The organism is Candidatus Rickettsia kedanie (assembly GCF_045865205.1).
In the GTDB taxonomy this organism is placed as follows: domain Bacteria; phylum Pseudomonadota; class Alphaproteobacteria; order Rickettsiales; family Rickettsiaceae; genus Rickettsia; species Rickettsia australis.
In genome coordinates this window covers 1-18,577 of the sequence record NZ_BAABMM010000006.1, presented here as the reverse complement: position 1 = coordinate 18,577, position 18,577 = coordinate 1, and the positions used below count along the sequence as shown (strand labels likewise).

Sequence of the window (18,577 nt, the reverse complement as noted above, 5' to 3'; positions counted from 1 at the left end):
AACTTCTTTAAAAATTTACGAATAGCTTGGGTAAGTTTTTGCTTAAAAGATAAATATAGGAAAACAAAAAAATCTACTTTATCTTCTCTTAAACTTATAAACATCCCTTAACTTGACGCGTATGATTACAAGGATTATCTCAAATGGAAGTCTTAGGAAGCTTTTTGATTTCCTCTATAGGAGGACAAGCATCTTATAGCTCTCTTGCAAATAAAATTAAAGTATCGATTCCAACCATTACAAGATGGCTTGAGTCATTTGAGTCGTTTTTTTATAGTTATCGTATTTATCCATGGTCAAATAATATTCGGGACTGGTCGCTTATAGAAGATATGGGAGCAAGATATGAAAATTTTATTACAAATCATTTATTAAAATTCTGTCATTTTTTGGAGTGATTTAGGATTTGGTGAATATGAATTATATTTTATTAGAGATAAACAAAAGAAAGAAGTAGATTTTTTAGTAATAAAAAATAACAAACCATGGATGTTAGTTGAAGATAAAACTTATTCAAATCAAGAATTAAACTCAAATTTAAAATATTTTCAAGAACTTTTAAATTGCCCTTTTGCCTTTCAAGTAGTACTTAACATGGAATATAAGGAAATTGATTGCTTCAGTTATAATTATCCTGTAATAGTTCCTGCCAAAACTTTCTTATCCCAATTAGTTTAAACTTTACACTTTATAAATGATGTAACTTGTCTATAATAACTAATTAATAATTAAATTATTTAAAGCTCGATGAATAGGTCTAAGTTCATTTTTTTATCTGCTATTTCAGGTAATGTACTCGAATATTATGATTTTACGGTATATTCAGTTTTTTCACTGATTATTGGACAAGTTTTTTTTCCAAGTGAATCAGAATTCATTAAAATTCTTCTAAGCCTTGGAGTATTTGCGGTCGGCTTTCTGACAAGACCGATAGGAGGTATATTATTCGGTTATATCGGCGATAGATACGGTAGACGTATCGCTTTAATAATCTCGATGCTAGGTATGACTATTCCGACCTTTATTATGGGTCTCATACCCTCATATGCAAGTATTGGGATTTATGCCCCTATAACTTTAGTTATAATGCGGCTTATTCAAGGTTTATGTATTAGTGGTGAAGGAACGGGAGCGGCTATTTTTATCCTTGAACATCGTCAAAACTTAAGAGCCGGTTTTACGGTAGGGTTAGTACATGGTTCAAATATTGCCGGTACGTTAATTGCAACATTTATCGGTATTATAATTGAACGTTATTTTTCTCATATAGATTTTGCTTGGCGTTTTGCTTTTCTGCTTGGCGGATTTATGGGTCTTGCCGGATTTTACTTGCGATTGCGTGCATCGGAAACACCGATTTTTAAAATGCTTGAGAAAAAGAAACAAGTTATTAAAGCACCTTTTTCTAATGTAATTAGAACTGCTTGGAGATCGATGTTTTTAACTATGTGTATAGGTGCTATCGCTAGTAGTGTTATGTATTTAGTAAAAACTTACATAAATGTTTTCTATTATAATGTAATGCATCTTAGTAATACTATTGCTTTATCATATCTAGCGTATAGTTCATTTATTGCGATGATAGTGATGCCGCTTGCCGGCGGTACTGCCGATATTATCGGAAAATTTAAAATAGCAATGCTTGTTGGTGTTGCTATCTTGATATTGATTTTACCGACCATGTTACTCATGTCAGCAGAAGAGATGTGGCAACAAATCATAGCTCTTACAATGCTTGGTATGCTCGCAGGAAGTATAGCAGGTACGGCTTATATATTCGTTATATCCTTGTTTACGGCAGAACAAAGATTTACTGGTGTTGCTTTCAGCTACAATTTTGCAATAGCGATATTCGGCGGAACTTCACCTATTATTTCCCGTTGGCTTGTAGAGCATACAGGCTTATTTTATGCTCCTGCTTTTTATATTATGATCATTGCTGCCGTATTTTTGGTGATTATGTATATGATGAGGAAAGTAATTAAATCGTTGCTTGATAATTATGAAAATAGAAAATAAAGAAATAACAAGTAATTGGTTTACTAATTTACGTGATTTATTGTGCAAAGAATTTGAAAAAATCGAAGAAGAATATGCACAGACAAAATGTTTAAAACCGGCTAAGTTTGTACGTACAAGCTGGCAACGTAACGGCGGTGGCGGCGGTATTATGTCTCTCATGAAAGGAGAAGTATTTGAAAAAGTCGGAGTTAATATATCTACCGTATTCGGTGAACTTTCTCCCGAATTCCGCAGCGAAATTCCAGGAGCAGAGCTAGACGGGAAATTCTCTGCAACAGGTATATCATTAGTCGCACATCTTAAATCACCGCTAATTCCCGCTATGCATTTTAATACTCGTTATATAGAAACTTCTAAAAGTTGGTTTGGCGGCGGTGGCGATTTGACACCTTTCTATCCGGAAGAAAACGAAACTGCAAAGTTTCATGCAGCTTTTAAAGAAGCGTGCGATAAGTATGATTCTAGTTATTATCCTAAATTCAAAAAGCAATGTGATGAATATTTTTATCTAAAGCATAGAAAAGAGCCGAGAGGAGTAGGCGGAATATTCTATGATTACTTAAATAGCGGTAATTTTGAGCAAGATTTTGCTTTTACGCAGGATGTAGGTAGGGCTTTATTATCGGTATATCCTGAAATCGTTAGAAGTAAGTTATTTTTACCTTGGACAGCTGAGCAGAAAGAATACCAACTTATAAGGCGAGGTAGATATGTAGAATTTAATTTGCTATATGACCGCGGTACTAAATTCGGCTTAATAACCGATGGAAATGTTGAAGCAATATTAATGTCGCTACCACCTGAAGTAAAGTTTAATTGACTTTTTGGAAGTTATATATAGAACCATAACCGAAATAGCAAAACGCTATTTCAGTATGTCGAAACCTCTGTTAAAAGTGAGAGTATTTTTCACAAAACTGATGTAATCCTTGGCTTCTAGCATTGTTGCGTGGATCAATTTCACCTCTGTCATCCCGTGGCTTGACCACGGGATCCAGTTAAAATACTAAAATTATTAGTATTTTTTATTATTTTTATGACCTAGTTAGCAAGCCACGGAGGTGACACAGTGGGTTTTATCGGTCCATGCAACAATGCCTTGCGAGCAGGCTGTGTGGCAATCTAGAAAATAATTAAAAACATTCTGTAAATCAGAATTTTTTTACTTTGTAAGTTTAGGAAGTAAATAATTTTTTGTTGAGATTACTTTTTTACCGGTTTTATTTTCCAAGGCCGTTTTAGCATTTTTAGCTATATTTCCTCCTATTTTACTTGCAATTTTATTTTCTTCCATTCCTGTTGCATTATTAGTTTCTGCTACCTGACGAGTGATAATTCAGCAAAAGCAGTAAAAATTAATTCTGCTTCGTTCATGTGATCACGTAAATTTTGATTTTTTAAACCCTTTATATTTTTGTGTTCTTTAATTGCTTATACCTGTCCATTCTTGATGAATAATATTAGTTAATATAACAAATTCACTCTCTTTTGTTTCATGATTTTTCCAGTAGTCAGTTAATTTATTTCGTGTTTCCTGCCCCATCATACGTTGCTGAATCCACTTCTCACTATGCCCGTATCTTTTCCAATTATCTCTTGCTCTATCAATGGACTTTTCTGGATCAGAGATTTCTTGCATTCTTTCATAACCTACTTTAGCAAGCCATTGTCTCAATGGTTCTGCTTTTGGAGATGGAATAGATTGTATAATACGAAGTAATAATTCTGTATTTGCACAGTCTGTTTGATAATGTTTACCATCAATACTTAAAAGTTTCAGCTGTACGATTTTTTCGTACAGCTCAGTAAATCCTTTAGTTTTTTAATAATTGCTTTTTTAAATCTGACCAATATCGCCGTGGGATAGCACTATCAGTCAATGCTCCTACTATGTCGACTACTGAAAACCACCATTCATTATTATGCAAAATTCTCCTAATGGTTTTATCTTTGAAAATTACTAACTTATTAAGTTCATCGATATTATTCATAATATCCCATATTATTTTTTTATAAATTATAGATATTCTAAATAAAATTTTACAACTTACATTAAAAATAAATAATCTTTTAGATAAATAAATTATTAGTTTAAAATAAGTTATAGATTGACTTTTAAAGGAAGTTAGATATAAACTTTAACTTAGGTAGCAAAATGCTATTTCGGGGCGTAAGAACCTCTTAATCAACTGGTATCTGTGTCAACCATAAAATGACTCTATCCTCTGCTTTATTTTGGTCGGGGTTATAGTAGTTATGTCCAAGGTTTAAAGTGCATACTTTAAACCTAAAGGCTATTATGGCTATCGTTGACGGTTTTCTTACTTCCCCCCCCCCGACCACCACCAAGGGTTTATTTCTCTTCGGTGGTTAAAACTTGAGCAATTTAAGTTTAATAAATCGTGAGCGTTCATATGTTCAACCAAAATACCAAAACCCTATCTGAACTCGTAGTAGAGTTTACTTTAAAAGAAAATTTAGAAATTCTAAAATTGAGATAGTAGAGCTTAGAAAGACCCTTGAAAAAGAGAGATATCGACGCAATAGAGAAACGCTTAGCAGAACTAGAAGCAATATTTGGTATTGCTAAAGTATAGATGAGCACAGGCATTGCTTTCATTTATATCATTCCTACTATTCAATATTTTAAGTTGTATTTACAGATACCGTGGTCAAGCCACGGTGACAGAACAGAATAAATATTAATTAAATGGTTTCACTATAACCATTATTACTGCGATAACCATACAAATAGCCGGAATTTCATTAACTATACAGTAAAATTTTTCTGAATGGATATTCTTGCTATTTGCAAAATCTTTCCGCCATCTTGCAAGTAAACCGTGAAATATCACTAAAATTAACACTGCAAACATTTTAACGTGAAACCAAGTATCAAGAGCAACAAACCCATAAATATGAGCATTTATTAAACCGAATATAAATGTGCTAATCATTGCCGGATTCATAATAAATCTGAGTAATTTTAGCTCCATTACTTGTAAAGTATTATCTAGTTCACTACCTATTTTAGCTTTGGTATGATAAACATATATTCTAGGTAAATAAAGAAGTCCTGCCATCCAACATATAGCAGATATCAGATGGACTGACTTAAACCATAGATAGTAACTTGCCATTCTTTTCCTTATTAATTTGTTAATTTACATAAACATTTAGTAAATTCGTTTGGACATATTCTTATACTAGAACTACTCGTAACTAAATTAGTATCAACCTTATTAATAAATCGTAGCAATATATTTGTCAAACTATTAATAAAAATTTTATTTGTTCCAAGTGTCGGAATTCTAGTATATTGAATTTCATATTTATCTGCGATTAATTTATATTCAATATCAAGTTCTACTAGTGTTTCAACATGCTCGGATACAAAGGATATAGGTACGATAATTATGTCTTTTTTTAACTTTCCTGCTAGCTCTATTTCATTTTCCGTATTCGGTTTTAACCACTCTATAGGTCCTACTCTACTTTGATAAGTTATCTTATAATCTAGATCTTTTATATTTAATTCTTTGACTATTGCTTTTACCGTTTCTTTTATCTGAAAACTATAAGGGTCACCTGCTTTTATTATTTTTTCGGGTAACCCGTGAGCAGAAAATAATATACGAAAATTTTTATCGTTGAGTTTTTCCTTAATCAATGAAACATGGGTTTTTATAAAATGTTCTTCTATAGGATAACAACAAATTGTTTTAATTGGAATATCAATATCAAGGTTTTGTAAAAAATTTTTAACCGATGATCCTGTCGTAGTACTTGAAAATTGAGGATATAGAGGCAATAATATTATTTCACTTGGATTATATCTTTTTATTTGACCTATTACTTCTTTAGCAAACGGTGCTGAATATCTCATATTTATAAAAATAACGAAATCTTCTTTTATAAGTTGCTTTAACTTTTCGGTTAGTGCTAATTTCTGCTCCTCTGTTTCCTGAAGTAAAGAAGATTTACCACCTATTAAAGAATAAATTTTTTGAGATTTTCTCTCTCTAGTGATAGAAATTATTTTTGCAATAATATATCGTAATGGATTCGGTAGATTAATTATAGCTTTGTCATAGAATAGATTAAACAGAAAAGGCTTCACTGATTTAAGGTCTTTTGGACCTCCTAAATTAAAAAGAACTATTGCTATTTTTCTTCTTTTATTCACAAGACCTAATATACTCTGTTAAAAATTCTACATTTTCCGGAGGTGTTTTAGGCAAAATACCATGTCCTAAATTAAAGATAAAATTCTTTCCTTTCATTGCCTGAAGAATTTTATAAGCTTTTTCTTTGATAATTTCTTTATTAGTTAATAATACAACAGGATCTAAATTACCTTGTACTATTACTTTGTCACTCCACTCGTTCATTTTTTCAAGAGGGACCATTTGATCTACGGCTAAAATATCTATGGGTACTTCTTTTATAAATTTTTCGTACAATAATCCCGCTCCTTTAGGAAAAGCAATTATAGGAGTTTTTGGAAAAACTTCTTTTACTTTCAGTATAATCTTTTTTGTCGGCTCTATTACAAATTCAGTAAACTCCTCTTCTGCAAGTACTCCTGACCATGAATCGAAAAGCTTTAAGACATCTGCTCCCGATTTTGCTTGATTTATAAGATGATCAGCTGTTTTTTCCGTAATAAAATTTAATAATTCTTTAGCAAGTGTTTTATTTTCATATATAAATTTTTTGCTCGTTGTAAAATCCTGTTTTCCTTTTCCTTCTAGCATGTAACTCATGACTGTCCAAGGACTACCTGCAAATCCTATTAAAGAAGTGGTGGAAGTTAAGTCTCCTTTTACTTTTTTTATTATTTCGTAAACTTTCTCTAATTTATTATTCGGATTGCTTTTTAGATATTTAAAATCTTCTTGTGATTTAAACTGCTTTAATATAGGTCCTATATTTTCTTTAAAATCTACTTCCCATCCAAGAGCATGAGGTAAAACTAATATATCAGAAAAAATAATAGCTGCATCAAATCCATAACGTTTTATCGGTTGTAATGTTACTTCCGTTGCTTTGTTAACATCATAACAAAAATCTAGAAAATTTTTTGTTGTTTCTCTTACTTTTTTATATTCTAACAGATATCTGCCTGCTTGACGCATAAACCAAATAGGTATTTTATTATTATTTCCTTTTAACGGATTTAAAATTTGATTCATACTATTATTAAAATAATAAATATATTTATTATCGTTGTTTATGTAAACAGAATTATGTAGATTAAATGTTTTAAACAGAGTTATCAACAAAATTTTCATTAAAATATTCTTAAAATATAGGTATTTTTAATTATAATTCACATAAGTTTATAATGAATTTATACAAGTGGATAATTAAGTGTAAAATTCATTTATAGATTAGAAAAGACTATTTTTTCAAAGAAAAATGATATTTATTCACAATTTTATCCACAAACTATTTATTTAAAAGAAAATACACTAGATTTACTTGATTTAATAAGGATTTGAGGAAATTTTTTAATAGATTTTAACAGGAAAAATAATAAGTTATTAAAAAATTTATCCACAATTACATGTGTAAAGTATGACAAAGCTAATTATTCACTTGGTTTCGGACTCTTCCGTGCAAACTGCAAAATATGCAGCAAATTCTACTCTTGCACAATTTACTTCCGTAAAACCAAAATTATATCATTGGCCAATGATTAGAAATTTGGAATTGCTAAATGAAGTATTAAGTAAAATAGAATCTAAACACGGGATAGTATTATACACGATTGCTGATCAAGGACTTCGAAAAGCTTTAACAAAATTTTGCTATGAATTAAAAATTCCATGTATTTCCGTAATAGGTAAAATTATTAAAGAAATGTCTGTTTTTTCAGGTATTGAAATAGAAAAAGAGCAGAATTACAATTATAAATTCGATAAAACTTATTTTGATACGCTCAATGCTATAGATTACGCCATAAGACATGATGACGGACAAATGCTTAATGAGTTGTCGGAGGCCGATATAATATTAATAGGTCCTTCTAGAACTTCTAAGACACCGACTTCCGTATTTTTAGCGTATAACGGTCTAAAAGCTGCCAATATTCCTTATGTTTATAATTGTCCCTTTCCTGATTTTATAGAAAAAGACATAGATCAATTAGTAGTAGGGCTCATCATTAATCCAAATAGATTAATAGAGATAAGAGAAGCTAGGTTAAATTTATTGCAAATTAACGAAAATAAAAGCTATACAGATTTTAATATAGTACAAAAAGAGTGTCTAGAAGTCAGAAAAATTTGTGATCAAAGAAACTGGCCGGTGATTGACGTGTCAACTAGATCAATAGAGGAAACAGCAGCTTTAATAATGCGGATATATTATAATAGAAAAAATAAATATAATAAATAAAAAGATTTTCATTATTTACAAGTAGAGGTGAGTAATTTATAATTTCTTAATATTACTTCGTCATTGCGAGGAAAAATTGAAAATTTTGACGAAGCAAAATGTGCTCTAGGTCATACCGTGGCTTGACCACGGTATCCAAAAAATAATTTATAGTATTAATTATTTTAAGATGTTTATTGGATCCCGCGATCAAGTCGCGGGATGACAACATAAAAGCATCATCACGCACGCAACACATAGAGGATAAAATGGCAAATAACGTAACGGATAGCTCTTTTAAAAAGGAAGTATTAGAATCGGATTTACCGGTACTGGTTGATTTTTGGGCAGAATGGTGTGGACCATGCAAAATGTTAACACCGATAATAGATGAAATCAGTAAAGAATTAAAAGACAAAGTAAAAGTACTTAAAATGAATATTGATGAAAATCCTAACATTTCTTCAGAATACGGTATTCGTAGTATTCCAACGATAATATTATTTAAAAACGGTGAACAAAAAGATACTAAAATAGGTTTGCAGCAAAAAAACTCTCTTTTAGATTGGATTAATAAATCTATTTAATAGTTATGTCACTTAGCCATTCAAAAGTATTGATAGAAATAACAAATGGTTATGTAGAAGGTATAGATACTCATAAAAGAGTTCAAGGTTTAAAGCATTTTTTCTTGAAAAAAGGGGTTTCTCTTTCTCCAAATATACCTATATTAAACGATATTAACTTTTCTTGCCAAGAAGGAGAAAAAATAGCTTTTATAGGAAGTAACGGTTCCGGAAAAAGCTCTCTTTTGAAGTTAATCGCCGGAATATATCCGTTAAAATCCGGTACGGTTAAAGTTCATGGATATATTGCTGCAATTATAGATATGGGAATCGGTTTTGAGCCGGAACAAACCGGTCGTGAAAATATAAAAATGTTGATGCTATATAATAATATGTTAGATAAATATAGCAGGAAAATTGAAAAGGAGATTATAGATTTTTCGGAACTAGGTAATAAAATCGACTTACCGATAAAAAATTATAGTTCAGGAATGTTATCACGACTTGCTTTTTCTGTATCAATATTTCAAAATCCCCAAATTCTATTACTTGATGAAGTTTTTGCGGCAGGAGATAGCCGTTTTATAGAGAAATCTCTTAATTTAATGAAAAGTAAATTTAAAAATACCCCTATTTCAATAATAGTAAGTCATCAAGAAGAAATTATAAAAGATAATTGCGAAAGATGTATTTTATTAAAAGACGGCAATATTATAGGTGATGGTACACCATCGGAAATGTTTAAAATCTATAACCAACAACAAGGGAATTCATAAATGATAAAGTATTTTTTTTCTAAAAAATACTGGCGGGCAATAGCATTACTAGTTAAAGCTTCTATAATTAGGCAAAATAAAGATTCTTTTTTAGGTTCTTTATGGGGTTTAATTCAGCCTTTTATTCACATAATGGTAATTTCATATTTTTTCGGTTTTTTATTAAGACAACCGAGAGAATTTATGGTAATGAACTTAGTCGGCGGTATTCCTTTATGGAGTTTTATAGTAAGCAGCCTAACGATTTGCTCAAGTTCTTTAGTTACACGTGATCAAATAATAAAAAAAGTTAGAATTTCTAAGACTTTTTTTCCTGTTGCGGATAGTTTAGGACAATTATATACTTTAATTTGTTCATTTTCGGCAATGTATTTTGCTTTTGTTTTATTATTTCCAGAAAAATTTTCTTGGCAAATAATATTTATGCCGATATTAATTTTGCCCTTAATAATATGTGTGATTAGCGGTTCTATCGCAGTAGCATTTTTAACGCCTTATATTAGAGATATACCACAAATGTTGAGTGTTATTCTTGGAGTTATTTATTGGAGTATACCGATAGTTTATCCTTATTCACTAATTCCGGAATCTAAAAAAATATATTTTGAATTTAATCCGTTCTTTTTAGTTATAAGACCCGTGCAAGCGTTGGTGATTGACGGAACATTACCGGATATGATGTTAATAGTTAAGTCCGTTATAGTCGCATTCATTACTGTTTGTATCAGTTATTTAATTTATAGACAATTTTCTAAAAGAGTTATTTATTATTTATGAAACTTGGTTTTAATCTAGATTTTAATGAATTAGATTTAACCGGACTTAAAAAATTAGATCAAATATTTTTAGATTATCTCTTTAAAGCCGATAAATCTCTGCATAAAGATTTAATGTTATTTAGATCGACTCCTCTCTCCATTATTCCACAAGATTATTCCGAATTTTTGCTAAAAATTTCTCCTCAGTTAGACGATTTTTTAGCAGAGTTATTTTGTATTTCAAAAGAAATAACGATATCAAGACTGAAACATAAAGATTTTGATATTATTTATGAATGTAAAAGAAAATTTGTTCAGCGTGTTGCCATAAAAAAATATCCACCGGAAAAAATAAAAGATATTGATTTTGAAGATGTGTATTTAAAGCTAACTAATTTAATAGGTACAAATTTCACTTCTAGAGAATTTGCGAAGCAAATTATTATATGGCAACAGGATGAAGAGAATTTTGCAGAAGAATTAGACATAGCAACTAGGTATGCAGCGTGCAGGGTTTATGATCACTGTCATTCTTCTTCATTGTGCCATTCCCGCGAAAGCGGGAATCTAGAAAAATTAAGTCTGGATCCACGTTTTCACGAGGATGACATAAGAAACGATGACATCCTATTCAACCTCCCCCAAAAACTAGATAAAGAAAATCTAATAGATGATAAAAAAATATTAAAATATCAAAAAAATGAGAGAGTAGATTTTGACTATACAGATTCTTTTTTAAATCTAGATGAAGCCTTAAACGATTCTCATTATTGTATTTATTGTCATAAGCAGGGTAAGGATTCCTGCTCCAAAGGGATAAGTGTCATCCCACGACTTGATCGCGGGATCCAAGAAAAAATTAAAAAAGACTGGATCCCGTGGACAAGCCACGGGATGATAACCGGTGGCTGCCCGTTAAAACAAAAAATTTCCGAAATGAATTATGTTAAAGCACAGGGTTTTAATCTAAGTGCTCTTGCAATCATTGTTATTGATAATCCGATGGTAGCGGCAACGGGTCATAGGATTTGTAATGATTGCTCTAAAGCTTGTATTTATCAAAAGCAAGATCCGGTAAATATCCCATTAATAGAAACAAATATTTTAGAAGAAACGCTTAAATTACCTTACGGTTTAGAGATATATCTACTTCTTACTCGTTGGAATCCGCTTAATATTTATGCACCTCTACCACAAGAATCTACTAATTATAATATTTTAGTTACCGGTCTTGGTCCTGCAGGTTTTAGCCTTAGCTATTATTTATTACGATCAGGTCACAATGTCACAGCTATTGACGGTCTTAAAATTGCACCTTTATCTTTTGACGTTTATAAGCCTATAAAATTTTGGCATGAATATAAAAATTTGTTATCAGAAAGAATACCGAGAGGATTTGGGGGGGTAGCAGAATATGGGATTACCGTTCGATGGGATAAAAACAATCTTGATATATTGCGGTTAATATTAGAGAGAAATAACAATTTCAAATATTATGACGGAGTAGCTTTAGATTTTAATATAACGAAAAAACAAGTTCTAGATTTAGGTTTTGACCATATAGCTTTTTGCATTGGAGCAGGTCAGCCGAAAGTCTTAGATATAGAAAATTTTGAAGCTAAAGGCGTAAAAACGGCTTCTGATCTCTTAATGACTTTGCAAAGCGGAGGAGCATTTTTGAAAAATTCTAATACTAATATGCTAATTAGGATGCCGATTGCGATAATAGGCGGTGGTCTTACTTCCTTAGATGCAGCAACGGAAAGTTTATATTACTATAAAAAGCAAGTAGAGGAATTTGCTAAAGATTATATAGAAAAAGATTTAGAGGAAGAAGATAAAGAAATAGCTGAAGAATTTATTGCTCATGCAAGATTATTTAAAGAAGCTAAGAATAATGAAGAATTAAGAAAGGTTTTTAATAAGCTTGGAGGAGCTACTGTTTATTATCGTGGAAAACTACAAGATTCGCCGGCGTATAAATTAAATCACGAGGAGTTAATATATACATTAGCACTTGGTGTTGATTTTAAAGAAAATATGCAACCTTTAAGGATTAATGTTGATAAATACGGTCATGTGGAAGGGGTGGAATTCAGTGTCATCCCGTGGCTTGACCACAGGAGCCATCAAGAAGCACATTGTAATAATTATTTTCTAGATCCCATGGTCAAGCCACGGGATGACACTGTGGTACTTAAAGCCAAAACCGTGATTATGGCAATCGGTATAGACAATAACACTCAATTCGATGAAAATAAATATAGTTATTTCGGTGATTGTAATCCTAAATATTCGGGTAGCGTAGTGAAAGCTCTTGCCAGTAGCAAAGAAGGGTATGACACTATTAACAAAAGGCTTATAAATAATAATCCTAGCTTTAAAGGTAGTTACAAAGACTTTATAACGCAGCTTGATTATTTGCTGACTTCTAGGGTTAATAAAATAAATATTCTAGATGATAAAGCTTTTGAGTTGATAATTCACTCGCCGCTTGCTGCTAAAAATTTTAAGTTCGGACAGTTTTTTCGCTTACAAAATTATTCTGAAGATGCTTCTAAGTTAATAGAGCCGGTAGCCTTAAGCCCTATAGATATTGATGTAGAAAAAGGCTTAATTAGATTTGTAATTTATGAAGTCGGTAAGTCTACTAGCTTATGTAAAACATTATCCGAAAATGAGAAAGTAGTATTAATGGGACCGACAGGCTTGCCGCTAGAAATACCTCAAAATAAAAAAATAATTATTGTTGATTCCGAAGCCGGTAATATAGGCTTATTAAAAGTTCTAAAAGAAAATAATAATGAAGTTATATTTGTTACCTATCCTGATATAAAAAATCGTAAGTTAACTTCTGTAGATATAGTAATAATTAATGATTCACCTGAAGTAGCTGAAGAGTTACAAGAGTTAAAAATATTCGATGAGAATACGGAGCTAATAGTTAGCGTTAATTCATCGATGCAATGTATGATGAAAGGGATTTGCGGACAATGTATTCAAAAAGTTAAAGGAGAGCAGAAATATATTTTTGCATGTAGCCGGCATAATCAAAATGCAGAAATAGTGGATTTTCAGAGCTTGAAAACTCGTTTACGCCACAATTCTTTACAAGAGAAAATGTTTTGTCATTGCGAGGAAAAACTGTAAGTTTTGACGAAGAAATCTTAGGATATTTGATGAGATTGCCACGCAGCTTACGGCTGCGGTCTTGTTGCATGGCTCGCAAAACCCACTTTATGTCATTCCTGCTAATGACATAAAGTGGGTTTTGCACTACTTATCAAAACGACAAAATGCTCTACTACTATCTTGATTAAGAAAATCGATAATTTGCATTACTATAGAATTATTTTTATATTTCTCGGCAACTTGTTTTATACGCTTAGCAAAATTACCTTCACCTGAGAAGATTTCTTTGATAGCTTTTAAAGCATTTAAAGACTCTGCTTTATCAAATCCTTTTCTATTCATACCGATTAGGTTTAAACCCTCAAGCACCGCACGTTTGCTACTTACAAGCCCAAACGGTATTACATCTGCTCCGACCGGTGATAGCCCGCCAATTATCGAATGTTTGCCGATTTTAGCATATTGATGAACTGCCGATAATCCACCGATTATTGCATAATCACCTACCTCAATATGACCTGCTAGGCTTACGTAATTAGCAAATACTATGTTATTGCCGATTTTACAATCATGACCGATATGAACACCGACCATGAATAAATTATTATTTTCTATTCTTGTTATCATTCCGCCGCCTTGGCTTCCTGCTTGTACCGTAACATATTCTCTAATAGTATTATTAGAGCCGATTATCGTGCTTGATCGCTCATTAGCATATTTTAAGATTTGCGGAGGTTGACCGATTGATGCAAAAGGATAGATTACGGTATTTTCGCCGATTTCGGTAATCCCTTCAATCACTACATGGGATTTTAGCTCGATATTATCATGAAGTACAACTTCAGGACCTATAATACAATACGGTCCGATTTTTACGTTTCTACCGAGCTTTGCACTTTCTGCAATTATAGCTGTAGTATGGATGTTATTTGCCACTACTTTTTCCTATGATTTATCTTTAATCATTGCAGTAAATTGACTTTCTGCAGCCATTTCACCTTTAACTGTAACCGTACTTGAAAATTTCCATACGTTAGCTCTTTGCTGATCAATAACAGCGTGGATATGCATAGTATCACCGGGCTGAACGATTCTACGAAATTTTGCATTTTCAATAGCCATTAAAAACACTTCTTTATTTTTAGTAGAACCTAAAGATTTAGCAACTAATATAGCAGCAAGTTGTGCCATAGTCTCAACCATTAGAACACCCGGCATAACAGGTCTTGCCGGAAAATGTCCTGTAAATTGCGGTTCGTTAACAGTAACGTTTTTAATACCTAATATTGATTTATTAAGGTCAATTTTAAGTACCCTATCTACTAATAAAAATGGATAGCGATGAGGTATTAAATCCATGATTTCGATAATATCTATGATCATTTATTTAGGTCTCTTCTTTAATGTAAATTTTCTGTCATTGAGAGCGGGCATTATTGCGTGGAACGGTTTTTCCGTTATTGCGAGAAGAATTACGCAGTAATTCGACGAAGCAATCCAGTTAAAAATTTCTGATTTAAAGAATTTTTTTAATTATTTTCTAGGTTGCCGCGTCGGCTACGCATCCTCGCAATGATGACTCAGTATTTTTTCAATAGCAAACTACTTTTTTAATTTGTTATTAGAGGTCTTTACTAATTGTTTCATAATAATAGATTGTCTATGCCAGTCCATAATAGGAACCGCAGGGCTACCACCAACAATTTTACCTGCTTCTATATTTTGTGCGACACCGCCTTGTGCCGCTACCTGTACCCCGTCGCCTATATTTAGATGTCCAGCGATTCCTACTTGTCCTCCAAGAGCACAATATTTACCGATCGTGCTACTTCCTGCTATACCTGCCTGTGCCACGATAATAGAGCCTTTACCTATTTTTACGCCATGCCCGATTTGGACTAAATTATCTATGCGGCATAAATCTTCTATAATAGTATCTTGAAGCGAACCTCTATCAATAGTAGTATTGCTACCAATTTCAACATTATTGCCGATTTTAACTATTCCTATATGAAATATTTTATGATGTACACCTTTTTCGGTAGAAAACCCAAACCCGTCTTGTCCAATTTGTGCCCCTGCGAGTATGAAGGCGTCGTCGCCTATAATTGCATAATTTATTGAAACATGTTGTTCTATTCTAGCATTTCTGCCGATATTTACGCCTTTACCTATAAAACTTCCGGCTTCTATAATACTATTATCACCTATAATAACATCATCTTCAATAATTACATTATGACCTATATAGCAATTTTTTCCGATAGTCGCCGAATCTGCAACAATAGCGGATTTCATTATTTTAGCAGGGTATGATTTAATAGGAGCATAGAAAAAATCTATTAATTTGCCGTAAGCAAAATATGAATTCTCAGCATGTATTAAAACAGTATTTGGATTTGCTTCTCCCGTAAAATTTTTCGGCACTATACAAGCAGCAGCTTTAGTAGTTTTTAAAAATTCGGAGTATTTATGATTACTTAAAAAGCTAATGTCGTTTGAAGATGCTTCTTGTAGAATTTTAATATCATGAATAGCTATATCTTCATGAACCTTACGAGGTTCTATAATATCGTGTAAAAAATCTATAATTGCCGTTAGTTTTCGTGGTCCTAGATTTTTATAAAAATTACTATTTAACATATTAAACTTTAAGCAAATTAATTATTAGCGACAGTATATAAGTAATAGTTTTATTATGCAACAAAATTTACAGGTAGCATAAAAGGTATTGCTAAGTAAAGAATGATATCGTCATTGCGAGGAGGCGTTGTTGCGTGGAACGATAAAACCCACTGTGTTACCCCGTGGCTTTACCATGTGGTCCATAAAAACAATAAAAAATACTAATAATTTTAGCATTTTTAACTGGATCCCGTGGTCAAGTCACGGGATGATAGAGGTGAAATTGATCCACGCAACTATTAATAGTGTAGTTTATAAAAGTCACAAATATTAATTTACGTTTTATTAAGAAGAATTAAATTAATATATTCTATTTTAGTACAAATCTTATCAATTTTTACAAAATATTAATAATCTAATTTCTCTTAATAAAGCCTAAATTATATTAACTAAATCAAGGTATTGAAAATGTTATAAATAACTTAGCCTTTGCAGGTGGTAGAGTAAAAGTCATAGCATATGCAGGGGCTCTAAAGGCATTAAAAGACAAAGATTGTTTAAAAAATATCCAAAAAGTAGTTGGAGCTTCTGGTGGTACAATAGCTGCTTTCTCCATAGTACTAGGATATCAACCGGAAGAAATTGAGGATATACTTAAGAAAATTGATTTTAATAAATTTTCAGATCATACTAGTAAATGGGACCAAGTGTATAATCTTGTATTCTATGGAGGGTTAAATTCTGAGAAATATCTAGAAGAATTTTTAGGGCAATTATTAAAAGACAAGGGATTTGACCACGATATTATTTTTAAACAGCTACATGATAGTCAAAAAACAAATATAGATTTATATGTAGTGTATACTAATCTCAGTACTCAATTTCCAGAAATTCTATCTTATGAAAATGCTCCTGATGAGAAAGTCGTAAAATTCGTACATGCTTATAGTGCTTTTCCTATATATTTTCAGCCTGTACAAAAAACTGTTCAAGGAGTAGTTTTAACATATGTGGATGGTGGAGTTACGAATAAATTACCCGGTTGAGGTGTTTGATGATAAAACTGCGGCACGACGCCTTCCTCAAACAGATAATAAAAATTATAAAACTCTTGGGTTTAAACCAATCAATAAGGAAATATTAGAAGCTTATCAGAATGGCACAGAACCTAAACCGTTTGTGGATACTACTACTGTTTTGGATCAACTATATGCATTAGCTGAAGTTCTCACAAGCTCTGACTTGATAAGTTGTTTTCAGAATCATGATAGAACAGTTTTTATTGATGATCATAATATATCAGCTTTAAGTTTTGATATCACAGCTGAACAAAAGAAGCATTAATAAATTCAGGTTATCTACAACTTGTGACTGTATGACGAGAATATAATGCTTGCAGGACTAGCAGTAAACGATTCTAATAATAACCTTGTATTATAACAATGCAAGTTGATAACCCACTATTCGCTTTAATCTTGTGGCATGGATCAGTTTATGTCATTCTCGCATGGCATTGTTGCGTGGATATCTAATCGTCATTGCGAGAAGAATTACGTAGTAATTCGACGAAGCAATCCAGTAAAAAATTCTGATTTACAGAATTTTTTTATTATTTTTCTGGATTACCACGTCGCTTCGTTCCTTGCAATGACGATTTGGCGCTCATGAGAGCAATACCAATTTTTGAAATCAATAATCATATTGACTTGTTTAAAGTTTTGCTTAGAATCATCTTGGAACAGCTAAGGTTGTTCTGGAGTGTAGAAACCTCCATCAGCAGGCGGTAAAACCACCGTTAAATTGGTTTATTCCTCAATATTTTACGGTCGGGGAGGTAGTAGTCATGTTCACAGGGCTTAGAGTATAACTTTAAGCCTAAAAACTACTCAGCTGTTCTTGTTGACGGTGTTTCTAACTCCCTGATCACCAATTTCTTGGTGATCAAATTTGAATCATTTAAGTTTAATCAGGAGCACTAAGCCATTATGAACACTAAAACAGCAAAAGAAAAAATGGCTATCATTGAGCCGTATCCAGATTTTATTATTAAAGACAAAAATTTATTACGTGAAATTTATCCGAATGACATAAATAAGGAACTAAACAACTGATTAATTGGTAGTAATTGAAAATACGTTCGATGTCATTCCCACGAAAGCGGGAAGGTATTGTTACATGGACCAGTAAAACCTACCATACGCGTCAAGTTAAGGGATGTTTATAAGTTTAAGAGAAGATAAAGTAGATTTTTTTGTTTTCCTATATTTATCTTTTAAGCAAAAACTTACCCAAGCTATTCGTAAATTTTTAAAGAAGT

22 protein-coding genes and 1 pseudogene are annotated in these 18,577 nt (G+C 31.9%); 13 read left to right on the top strand and 10 right to left on the bottom strand.

Annotated features, from left to right (window positions below):
- Positions 1-143: 143 nt before the first annotated feature.
- From ACKTSD_RS00920 to hemF, 4 genes are all read left to right on the top strand, one after another.
- Positions 144-398 (top strand): DUF8612 domain-containing protein, encoded by a 255-nt coding sequence (locus tag ACKTSD_RS00920; protein ID WP_412707583.1) that lies wholly within the window; start codon positions 144-146, stop codon positions 396-398.
- The gene (locus ACKTSD_RS07890; RefSeq protein WP_490337786.1) at positions 385-678 is read left to right on the top strand and encodes a DUF4143 domain-containing protein; all 294 of its coding nucleotides are present in this window, start codon (positions 385-387) and stop codon (positions 676-678) included. Before ACKTSD_RS00920 ends, ACKTSD_RS07890 begins: the two co-directional genes overlap by 14 nt.
- Before the next feature lie 69 nt (positions 679-747).
- Complete coding sequence (locus ACKTSD_RS00910) at positions 748-2,019, top strand: MFS transporter (RefSeq protein WP_412707581.1); 1,272 nt, start codon at positions 748-750, stop codon at positions 2,017-2,019.
- Positions 2,003-2,842, top strand: coding sequence for an oxygen-dependent coproporphyrinogen oxidase (hemF, locus tag ACKTSD_RS00905; protein WP_412707580.1), 840 nt, complete (start codon positions 2,003-2,005; stop codon positions 2,840-2,842). The genes ACKTSD_RS00910 and hemF overlap by 17 nt, the downstream gene beginning before the upstream one ends.
- Before the next feature lie 342 nt (positions 2,843-3,184).
- Here hemF and ACKTSD_RS00900 read toward each other — a convergent pair whose 3' ends face one another.
- The 6 genes from ACKTSD_RS00900 to hemE form a co-directional block, all read right to left on the bottom strand.
- Positions 3,185-3,316: a phage antirepressor protein gene (locus ACKTSD_RS00900; RefSeq protein WP_412707579.1), complete on the bottom strand. Its 132-nt coding sequence runs from the start codon at positions 3,314-3,316 to the stop codon at positions 3,185-3,187.
- A gap of 129 nt (positions 3,317-3,445) precedes the next feature.
- Entirely contained in the window at positions 3,446-3,697 is a 252-nt protein-coding gene (locus tag ACKTSD_RS00895; RefSeq protein ID WP_412707578.1) for a hypothetical protein, read from the bottom strand.
- Positions 3,698-3,836: 139 nt separating this feature from the next.
- The gene (locus tag ACKTSD_RS00890) at positions 3,837-4,013 is read right to left on the bottom strand and encodes a BRO-N domain-containing protein (protein ID WP_412707577.1); all 177 of its coding nucleotides are present in this window, start codon (positions 4,011-4,013) and stop codon (positions 3,837-3,839) included.
- 711 nt (positions 4,014-4,724) lie between these two features.
- The gene (gene hemJ / locus ACKTSD_RS00885; protein ID WP_412707576.1) at positions 4,725-5,162 is read right to left on the bottom strand and encodes a protoporphyrinogen oxidase HemJ; all 438 of its coding nucleotides are present in this window, start codon (positions 5,160-5,162) and stop codon (positions 4,725-4,727) included.
- Between the two features lie 11 nt (positions 5,163-5,173).
- Entirely contained in the window at positions 5,174-6,220 is a 1,047-nt protein-coding gene (hemH, locus tag ACKTSD_RS00880; RefSeq protein WP_412707586.1) for a ferrochelatase, read from the bottom strand.
- Entirely contained in the window at positions 6,201-7,217 is a 1,017-nt protein-coding gene (hemE, locus tag ACKTSD_RS00875) for a uroporphyrinogen decarboxylase (protein ID WP_412707575.1), read from the bottom strand. Before hemE ends, hemH begins: the two co-directional genes overlap by 20 nt.
- Positions 7,218-7,602: 385 nt before the next feature.
- On the opposite strand from hemE, the gene ACKTSD_RS00870 reads away from it, so the two are divergent.
- From ACKTSD_RS00870 to ACKTSD_RS00845, 5 genes are all read left to right on the top strand, one after another.
- A complete protein-coding gene (locus tag ACKTSD_RS00870; protein WP_412707574.1) occupies positions 7,603-8,424 on the top strand; it encodes a pyruvate, water dikinase regulatory protein in 822 nt (273 codons plus the stop codon).
- A gap of 248 nt (positions 8,425-8,672) precedes the next feature.
- A complete protein-coding gene (gene trxA, locus ACKTSD_RS00860; RefSeq protein WP_412707573.1) occupies positions 8,673-8,990 on the top strand; it encodes a thioredoxin in 318 nt (105 codons plus the stop codon).
- A 5-nt stretch (positions 8,991-8,995) separates the two neighbouring features.
- Positions 8,996-9,745 carry an ABC transporter ATP-binding protein gene (locus ACKTSD_RS00855; protein WP_412707572.1) on the top strand — a complete coding sequence of 250 codons (750 nt, stop codon included), beginning with the start codon at positions 8,996-8,998 and terminating at the stop codon, positions 9,743-9,745.
- Positions 9,746-10,522 (top strand): ABC transporter permease, encoded by a 777-nt coding sequence (locus tag ACKTSD_RS00850; protein WP_412707571.1) that lies wholly within the window; start codon positions 9,746-9,748, stop codon positions 10,520-10,522.
- Positions 10,519-13,653 (top strand): FAD-dependent oxidoreductase, encoded by a 3,135-nt coding sequence (locus ACKTSD_RS00845; protein WP_412707570.1) that lies wholly within the window; start codon positions 10,519-10,521, stop codon positions 13,651-13,653. The genes ACKTSD_RS00850 and ACKTSD_RS00845 overlap by 4 nt, the downstream gene beginning before the upstream one ends.
- 126 nt (positions 13,654-13,779) lie before the next feature.
- Here the strand turns inward: ACKTSD_RS00845 and lpxA are convergent, their stop codons facing one another.
- The 3 genes from lpxA to lpxD all read right to left on the bottom strand — a co-directional run bounded on the left by lpxA (position 13,780) and on the right by lpxD (position 16,278).
- The gene (lpxA, locus tag ACKTSD_RS00840) at positions 13,780-14,571 is read right to left on the bottom strand and encodes an acyl-ACP--UDP-N-acetylglucosamine O-acyltransferase (protein ID WP_412707569.1); all 792 of its coding nucleotides are present in this window, start codon (positions 14,569-14,571) and stop codon (positions 13,780-13,782) included.
- 9 nt (positions 14,572-14,580) lie between these two features.
- On the bottom strand, positions 14,581-15,018 hold the full coding sequence (fabZ, locus tag ACKTSD_RS00835; protein WP_412707568.1) for a 3-hydroxyacyl-ACP dehydratase FabZ: 438 nt from the start codon (positions 15,016-15,018) through the stop codon (positions 14,581-14,583).
- A 219-nt stretch (positions 15,019-15,237) separates the two neighbouring features.
- On the bottom strand, positions 15,238-16,278 hold the full coding sequence (gene lpxD / locus ACKTSD_RS00830; protein ID WP_412707567.1) for a UDP-3-O-(3-hydroxymyristoyl)glucosamine N-acyltransferase: 1,041 nt from the start codon (positions 16,276-16,278) through the stop codon (positions 15,238-15,240).
- A 130-nt stretch (positions 16,279-16,408) separates the two neighbouring features.
- On the opposite strand from lpxD, the gene ACKTSD_RS00825 reads away from it, so the two are divergent.
- The 3 genes from ACKTSD_RS00825 to ACKTSD_RS00815 all read left to right on the top strand — a co-directional run bounded on the left by ACKTSD_RS00825 (position 16,409) and on the right by ACKTSD_RS00815 (position 17,604).
- Entirely contained in the window at positions 16,409-16,594 is a 186-nt protein-coding gene (locus ACKTSD_RS00825; protein ID WP_412707566.1) for a hypothetical protein, read from the top strand.
- Positions 16,595-16,721: 127 nt separating this feature from the next.
- Positions 16,722-17,306, top strand: coding sequence for a patatin-like phospholipase family protein (locus ACKTSD_RS00820; protein WP_412707584.1), 585 nt, complete (start codon positions 16,722-16,724; stop codon positions 17,304-17,306).
- A 1-nt stretch (position 17,307) separates the two neighbouring features.
- Positions 17,308-17,604, top strand: coding sequence for a hypothetical protein (locus ACKTSD_RS00815; protein ID WP_412707565.1), 297 nt, complete (start codon positions 17,308-17,310; stop codon positions 17,602-17,604).
- A 190-nt stretch (positions 17,605-17,794) separates the two neighbouring features.
- Here ACKTSD_RS00815 and ACKTSD_RS00810 read toward each other — a convergent pair.
- Positions 17,795-17,882: pseudogene (locus tag ACKTSD_RS00810) on the bottom strand (lytic transglycosylase domain-containing protein); the annotation flags it as partial.
- 363 nt (positions 17,883-18,245) lie between these two features.
- On the opposite strand from ACKTSD_RS00810, the gene ACKTSD_RS00805 reads away from it, so the two are divergent.
- The gene (locus ACKTSD_RS00805) at positions 18,246-18,371 is read left to right on the top strand and encodes a hypothetical protein (RefSeq protein ID WP_412707564.1); all 126 of its coding nucleotides are present in this window, start codon (positions 18,246-18,248) and stop codon (positions 18,369-18,371) included.
- The last annotated feature ends 206 nt before the right edge of the window (positions 18,372-18,577 follow it).